This is a genomic window from bacterium (assembly GCA_040753085.1).
Taxonomy (GTDB): domain Bacteria; phylum UBA9089; class JASEGY01; order JASEGY01; family JASEGY01; genus JASEGY01.
The window spans coordinates 1-6072 of sequence record JBFMHI010000164.1; the positions used below are offsets into that span (position 1 = coordinate 1).

The following is a 6072-nucleotide window of genomic DNA, read 5'->3' on the forward strand; positions in this document are numbered from 1 at the left end:
TATTATCCATCACATAGAATTTAACCCTTTCAGGGTTGAGCTGTGGTAGATGTTTCGTTTCCGCAGGTTTCACCTGTGGTTATGTAAAATTCAAACCTTTCAGGTTTGAGGAGAATTGCTTGTAATTTCTAACCACTATACTTTTGCATTTTTTTGTAACTACTTGAAGTACAAATATCTTACAATAACCTTTCGTCATTCCTGCGAAAGCGGGAATCCAGTAATATCAAGACTTCTGGATTCCTGCTTGCGCAGGAATGACAAAAAGTGCAAAAGTATAGATTAATAAAACCTGTTTCCTGCCTCGTATTTAATACGGGGTCAGGAATCATTATTAAAGCCCGAAGGGCTGCAGTATGTTAGCCGTAGGTTTGAACCTACGGAATATTAGATTGAAAAATTAATATAGAGCTCAAATTATCAGTCTAAATCTAACCGCACAGGTCGAAAAATTTAGTTGAAATGCCGAGGTAGCTCAGTCGGTAGAGCAGCGGACTGAAAATCCGCGTGTCCGCAGTTCGATTCTGCGCCTCGGCACCACCAGCCCACGTAGCTCAGTTGGTAGAGCACGACATTCGTAATGTTGTGGTCGCAGGTTCGACTCCTGTCGTGGGCTTCAATAATTGTGGTTACAGGCGGTTACCTTCCCAAGGGCTTAGAGCTTTCGGGAAGGTCAGGGTCACTATAAAAATGTTTTCTGTCGGTTATGCAAGACGGATCAAAGTGGCTAGTTCCGGGCTGGTTCTCTTTTGTTTTCTCCTGCTTTTTCGACTTTATAATCTCCAGGTCTTACAAAAGGAATTCGATCCGGAGGCCTACAAAAAGCAACATACCGCTAATGTGCCGATAAAGCGTCCCCGAGGTAATATATATGACCGTTATGGAGAAGAATTAGCGGTTACTATCGAAGTAAAATCCATCTATGCGGCTAATCCGGGCAAGGTATCTTTCGCTAAGAGACACCAATTAGCGGCTCGGTTAGCCCCCATTCTGGATAAAGGATTGGCCGAAATCGAGAATAAATTGAAAAAAAATACCAATGTCTTGCTTGCCCGGAAGATAAACCCTATTAAGGCAGAATCTATCCGGGATATAAAGTTGTTCCATATTGATGAAAATGACAGAACACCTTATCTTTACTTTGATAGCCAGAATAAAGAATCTTATCTTTACTTTGATAATGAGTACCAAAGGTTTTATCCCAAGAGAAAACTGGCTGCTCACCTGTTAGGGTTTGTTAATGTAGATAACGAGGGCCAGGAAGGGATTGAAGGTTACTTTGATTCTGTTCTGGCCGGCCCTTCCGAATATCTTAACATGCCCAAAGATGCCAGCGGGAAGCCCATTCTTATTGAAGGTAAAGATGCCTTACCTTCCTCACAAGGACACAGTCTTGTTCTTACGATAGATGAGGTAATTCAATATGCCGCCGAAGTAGAACTCACGGCTGCCTGCCAACAGCATAATGCCCCCGGAGGGTCGATAATTGTGATGGACCCTATGACCGGTGAAGTATTGGCTATGGCGATTTATCCCTCTTTTAATCCCAATAGCTACAGCCAGTATGAACAAAGAAGGAATATAGCGATTACCGACCCCTTTGAACCAGGATCAACCTTTAAGGCCATAACGGCTGCTGTGGTTTTAAAAGAAGGGGTGGTGGATGAGAGCGCCAGGGTTTTCTGTCCAGGATATATAGAGATAGGGAGTTGTAGGAATTGTAGAATTGATTGTCATCGTAAGCACGGAGAACTAAATTTCAGGGAGGCCATAGAAGAATCCTGCAATGTAGGGGTGATCACGGCTGCCCTTAGACTAAATCCGGAAGAATTCTACACCACCGCCCGTAATTTTGGTTTTTGCACCCAAACTGGCATTCAGCTTCCGGCTGAAAACAGCGGGAAACTCAACCGCCCTCGAAATTGGTCAAAGACATCGCTCCCTACTCTGGCCATCGGCCAGGGTGAGATATCGGTTACGCCTCTTCAATTAATTACGGCGATTAGTGTCCTGGCTAACGGAGGGAAATTGATGAGGCCCCTCATGGTCAAGAAGGTGATTGATGCTAAGGGAGAATTAATTAAAGAATATTCCCCCGAGGCGGTCCGCCAGGTCATTCCTCCGTCTTTAGCCCTTCAAGTTACTGATATACTTAAAGGTGTAGTAACCCAAGGCACGGGGGAAGAAGCCGCTATTGAAGGATATTCAGTGGCCGGAAAAACAGGCACCGCTCAAAAAGTAGATCCCCAGACAGGAAGATACAGCAAGGATAAAGTTATATCTTCCTTTGTCGGCTACTTACCGGCTGATGATCCCAAAATAGTTATGCTGGTGATAATCGATGAGCCTCAGGATATTCATTGGGGCAGCAAGGTAGCGGCTCCGGTTTTTAAGCGGGTCGTTGAGAGGATACTACCCCACCTACGACTTTTCCCTCCTCAAATTATGATTTCTAATCCCCCACCCCCGATAATTCATCCCAGGCAGCTCAAGATAGAAGAAGATGATACACCTATTATGGCGGATTTAACGGGATTAACTATGCGAGAGGTATGGCGGCTATTTTCACCTTATGAACTGGAGATGGAATTTACCGGCAGCGGGATAGCCTTTCGTCAGTTCCCGCTACCGGATAGTCCCCTCTATCCCGGAACATTGGTCAGCGTCTCCTTTAAGCCGCCGCTTAACTAAAACCATGCTCTTTCAAGTTAAAAGCAAGCTAAGGACATATTTTATTACCGGTCTCTTAACCATCATTCCGGTCATGGTGACGGTTTATGTCATCAATCTGATCATCAAGCTCTTAAACTCTATCCTTTCCCGCCCCTTTACCCGTCTATTAGAATATAACATCCCGGGCATTGAAGTGATAGTCTTTTTAGCCGGAATAGGCATAGCTATCGTGATCATTATTATGGCCGGAATTTTTACGACCAATATCCTGGGCCAAAAACTGATTGCCTTTATTGAAGAACTTTTAGCCAAGGTGCCTTTAATCAGCAGTATCTACAATTCGGTCAAACAACTTCTTGCGGCTGTCTGGCAAAATAAGACCTCCTTCTCCCGGGTGGTTCTGGTGGAATATCCCAAGGAAGGGATATACTCGGTAGGGTTCGTTACCTCTGAGTCTAACCCCCTTTTCACCCAGGTAGTAAGTGAAAAAGAGTTGGTTAGTGTCTATATCCCGACCACCCCTAATCCTACCTCAGGGATGGTGATTATCTTCCCAAAAGATGAGGTCATCCCCCTGAAAATGACGCCGGAAGAAGCCTCAACATTTATTATCTCCGGCGGGATAGTAGGACCGAAAGGTAAAAATCAGAAGCAGGAGAAATAGCCTATGGTAGACATCAAACCCTTGCTATGCCTTGCTTCCAAAGAACTTCAAGAAACCATTCGATCTCTTATGGAGAGAGATGACTGGGATAAGGTAATAGCTGAGCCTCTGGAAACGATAAAAAAAGATAGCCTTCGGCTTTTTGAGCAGGTAGAATTTTCTGCCCTTCATTTTGACGCGGATCAAGTAGCTATGACTTTGCGAGAATTGGGATTTTCGCTGGAGACATTCTTCAAAGGGTCAAGGTATGCTGAGCCGGTTTCCTTTATTAAAGAAGGCACAAGAAAGCTGGCTTATGAAGGGGCAAGACTCAAGTTGGCCCGAAAACTGCTGGAATACCTGCCTGACTTGATGAAAGAGGGGCGATACCGTGATGCCTTCTTAATTCTCTGGTCAGCTCTTTTAGTCACAGAATTGGAAGAAGATGCGGCTGAAATTCCTTTTCTGATCCAAATGTTTGTGGGTGGATGGAAGGATTGGCTAAAGAAGGAAGCCGATCTAAGTGATAGATTTTTGGCTGAAATGGAGTCCAGGGGAAAAGAGGTTCCGGATTACGACTCAGAGGAATTTTTAGGCTGGTTTCACCAGGAAATGAGCGACCCCTTTTTTAGAGAAAAGGCTGAACAATGGCTGCTTTCACAAGCCGGCAAGGGGAGCATGTCAGAAAAAATTATGGAGGAGATGGAAATAGAGTCAGTTAAGCTCCTGGAGCAAGAAGACTTTGGGTTCCTCTATTTTAAACCGGAAGAAATCAGGGTGGAGACAGATGAGGCGATAAGGCGTATTTCCAAGATTCTGGCTGAAGCAGGCCCTGACGTGGAACTTAGAGAAATAAAAGATGTAATGGGTATTATCCTGTCTGATATCGCTGCCAAGCGAGTAAGTAAGGTAGTTACCCCGGAGATAAAACAGAGAATAGAAAGAGGGCTGCGTAATTTTATTGAGACCAAAACCCCGGACCGGAAAACGGTCAGGACAATAAATGATATCTTCAGAGAACTCCAAGACTTACCGGTAAATAAAAATCCCTTTTTGAAGGCCTTGCTTATCGCCGGCTTAGAGGAGCGGACTAAGACATTAGCTAAGGTAGGGGGCTATATCTTCCTTGAGGCCCTCTGGGAGACGAACGATTAGGCAACGCCTCAACCGTGACTCCTCGGCGTCTTTGGCGTCCCTTGCGTCCTTTACGTCCCTTACGTCCTTTGCGTCCCTTACGTCTTTTGTGTCCCTTGCATCTTTTGCGTCCCTTGTGTCCTTTACGTCCCTTGCGTCCCTTACGTTTATGATAGTCGTTGGCCTTATGTCAGGCACCTCGGCCGATGGGATCGATGCCTGCGTAGTCGAAATCACGGAAACGGATAAAGAAGCAGGTTGGCTGGAGGAAGAAAACCCCACCATAAAGCTGCTTGCCTTTGAAACCTATCCCTATCCTATTTCCATCAAAACCCTCGTTCTTGAAGTTTCAGCTCGGGGCAGGGTGGATCAAATCTGTGGGTTGAATTTCCTCTTAGGGAGACTTTTTGGAGAGGCAGCCTTAGCGGTAATAACTAAAGCCGGACTGAAGCCATCCCAGGTGGATTTGATTGGCTCCCACGGCCAGACCATTCATCACCTGCCTTACGCCATCCCAAATCCCTCGACGCTCCAGATTGGAGAACCGGCTGTTATTGCCGAGCTAACCGGGATAACCACCATCGCTGATTTCCGAACCAGGGATATGGCCGCGGGTGGACAGGGCGCCCCTCTTGTCCCCTATGCCGACTACCTTCTATTTTGCCATCCCACTAAAACCAGGGCCGTCCAGAATATCGGCGGGATAGCCAATGTGACCTTTCTCACGGCCGCCGCCGAGGTAGAAGACGTTATCGCCTTTGATACCGGGCCAGGGAATATGGTTATTGATCGGCTGGTCAATTCCTTCACTAAGGGGCAACGTCAATGTGATGAGGATGGCCGAATGGCCGGGGCGGGTCGGGTGGATGAAAGCTGGCTGGACGAGCTGATCAGCCATTGTCCCTACCTCAACCAGGCACCCCCAAAATCAACGGGCCGGGAGGTGTTCGGCGATGATTTTTCCGAAAGATTAATCCAGGAAGGTAAGCAACGCCGGCTTTCTCCCCCTGACATCGTCGCCACCGCCACCGCCCTGACAGCCAGATCGATTGCCGAGGCTTATGCTCGATTCCTTTCACCTAAAAGCCGGATCCAGGAAGTCATCCTGAGTGGCGGCGGGGCCAGGAATACCACGCTTGTCTCGATGCTAAAAGATTATCTTGAGCCAATCTCTATTCTAACCAGCGACGATTTCGGCATCCCAATAGGCGCCAAAGAGGCGGTGGCCTTTGCCATCCTAGCCCATGAAACATCCCTGGGCCGACCAGGCAATATCCCTTCAGCTACCGGCGCCAAAAAGCGGGTGGTGTTGGGCAAGATCGTTCGCTAAGCGTTAGGCCTTTAGTTTTTTCTTGACTTACCTATTTCTATAACCTATAATACCATAAGCCTTTCGGATAAAAGCCTCAAAGAAGACTACTTAGTGGCCTACTCAGGCGACATGGCCTAAACAAAAGATTATTTTATTAGACCTATTTCACAGGTCGAAAAATTATTTAAACTTGCATTCCGCACTTGTAAAACAGGGTTATATGTGGTAAAATAGTAACGCATAGCCAGCAATAAACACAGCAATAAAGAAAGCAGAGGTCCTACCAATGATCAAAGCACTTAATGAAGTA

Annotated in this window: 4 protein-coding genes and 2 tRNA genes; all 6 read left to right on the forward strand. The window is 46.3% G+C overall.

Features of this window, described 5'->3' with window-relative positions; all coding sequences use genetic code 11:
- Window positions 1–464 precede the first annotated feature (464 nt).
- The 6 genes from AB1797_12410 (at window position 465) to AB1797_12435 (ending at window position 5780) form a co-directional block, all read left to right on the forward strand.
- Window positions 465–540: transfer RNA gene (locus tag AB1797_12410), tRNA-Phe, on the forward strand.
- Window positions 541–543: 3 nt separating this feature from the next.
- Window positions 544–616, forward strand: a tRNA-Thr gene (locus AB1797_12415).
- Between the two features lie 107 nt (window positions 617–723).
- Window positions 724–2691 (forward strand): penicillin-binding protein, encoded by a 1968-nt coding sequence (locus AB1797_12420; protein MEW5768401.1) that lies wholly within the window; start codon window positions 724–726, stop codon window positions 2689–2691.
- A gap of 4 nt (window positions 2692–2695) precedes the next feature.
- On the forward strand, window positions 2696–3337 hold the full coding sequence (locus AB1797_12425; GenBank protein ID MEW5768402.1) for a DUF502 domain-containing protein: 642 nt from the start codon (window positions 2696–2698) through the stop codon (window positions 3335–3337).
- A 3-nt stretch (window positions 3338–3340) separates the two neighbouring features.
- Window positions 3341–4471 (forward strand): hypothetical protein, encoded by a 1131-nt coding sequence (locus AB1797_12430; GenBank protein ID MEW5768403.1) that lies wholly within the window; start codon window positions 3341–3343, stop codon window positions 4469–4471.
- Between the two features lie 148 nt (window positions 4472–4619).
- A complete protein-coding gene (locus AB1797_12435; protein ID MEW5768404.1) occupies window positions 4620–5780 on the forward strand; it encodes an anhydro-N-acetylmuramic acid kinase in 1161 nt (386 codons plus the stop codon).
- Window positions 5781–6072 lie beyond the last annotated feature (292 nt).